The following is a 1,746-nucleotide window of genomic DNA, read 5'->3' as shown; positions in this document are numbered from 1 at the left end:
ACTTCTTTTTGTTGGTAAATTGGATGACTGGGATGAGATGAAAGCTGGTGTTCCAGATGATCTTCCCTGTTTATCTTATTCACTTAGCCCGCCAAATGATTTCCAAACTTGGGAGCAAATTGTTGCCGACCATAAACCGCTTATGGAAGAAACGGTTCGTGATGCCGATGAGTTAGCAACGATTGTTTATACCTCGGGGAGTACTGGCAAACCTAAAGGTGTCATGATTTCTTTTGGGGCTATGAGTATGGCAGCGAAAGGTGTTTCTGAGGCACTTGAGATGAAAGATTCAGAACGCATGCTTTCTTATTTGCCTTTGGCGCACGTATTTGAGCGCTATGCCGTAGAGCAGGCGTCTTTGTATGTGGGTTTTCATCTTTTCTTTGCAGAAGCGCTTGATACATTTGTTCAGGACTTAAAGCGTGCGCGACCAACGGTCTTTATCTCTGTGCCGAGATTATGGGCGAAGTTCCAGCTCGGTGTATTCCAGAAAATGACACCTGAAAAACTGAAGTTCCTTCAGAGTATTCCGATCATATCTTCTCTTGTAAATAAAAAAGTATTGAAGAACTTGGGCTTAGATCATTGTCACTTTGCTGTGAGTGGCTCAGCTCCTTTGTCAGAAGATATTATTAATTGGTACCGAGGCTTAGGACTGGAATTGATGGAAGGGTATGGCATGTCGGAGAATTTTGCTTATTCACATATCAGTATGCCTGGTCGCGCTAGAGTTGGGTATGTCGGCGAGCCATTGCCTGGGGTTCAGCAGCGAATTTCTGAAAAAGGTGAGATAGAAATTAAAAGCCCTGCTGCGATGATGGGCTACTACAAAGATGATGAGAAAACCAAAGAAAGCTACACCGAAGATGGTTTCTTATTGACGGGAGATAAAGGCGAGATTGATGAGTTAGGTCGATTAAAGATTACAGGTCGAATTAAAGAAATCTTTAAGACCAGTAAAGGTAAATACGTTGCGCCAGCGCCTATCGAAAATAAGTTGATGGTCGATCAAGCGATTGAAGTTGTTTGCGTTGCGGGTGCAGATTGTGCTCAACCATATGCTGTGGCTGTTTTGCCAGAGCATTTGCAGGCTATGCATGGTGATCAAGCATTTCGTGACAAAACCTCGGAGAGCCTTAAGGGATTAATCAAGTTTGTTAATGCAACCTTAGATCAGCATGAGGCAATTCAGTTTATTGTTGTGGTGAGTGATGTCTGGGGGATTGAGAATAATTTCTTAACACCAACGATGAAAATAAAAAGAGATGTGATTGAGTCACATTACGCGCCGAAAGTTGAGACTTGGTTTGAAGCGAAAGAATCTGTCTTATGGGATTGACCGTAGGAATTTAGGGTTTATATAAGCAAGGCTAATTTGCGCTATCGGGACTGAGTTTAAATTGTTGTTTCAATTTGAACTCAGTCCTTTTATCATTCAAAAATATTGTCAAAAAATTAATGAAACACGTTTTCTAAAATACGAATAAAAGGCGATCGAATAATTATGAGTGCAGTTCAGAATGTGACGCTTCCTTTAGAGTCTGTTTATAAGTGGGAAAAACAAAGAGCTGATAAAGTCTATATGACTCAGCCAATGGGTAATGGTGTAGTGCAAGAATATACTTGGGCACGTGCCATGAACGAAGCCCGACGTATGGCGAACTACCTCAAAGCTCAGAACTTCCCTCCGAAAAGTAAAATCGCGATTCTTTCAAAAAACTGTGCCCACTGGATCATGTCAGATCT

Annotated in this window: 2 protein-coding genes; both read left to right on the top strand. The window is 41.7% G+C overall.

Annotated features, from left to right (window positions below):
• Window positions 1-1,339, top strand: a 1,339-nt coding sequence (locus tag A3762_RS18030) for an AMP-binding protein (RefSeq protein WP_082869225.1), incomplete at its 5' end; no start/stop codon positions are given.
• 165 nt (window positions 1,340-1,504) lie between these two features.
• Window positions 1,505-1,746: AMP-binding protein (locus tag A3762_RS18025; protein ID WP_156493569.1), on the top strand; the 242-nt coding region annotated here is incomplete at its 3' end.

Source organism: Oleiphilus sp. HI0125 (assembly GCF_001635355.1).
This window is presented reverse-complemented; position numbering and strand designations above follow the sequence as displayed.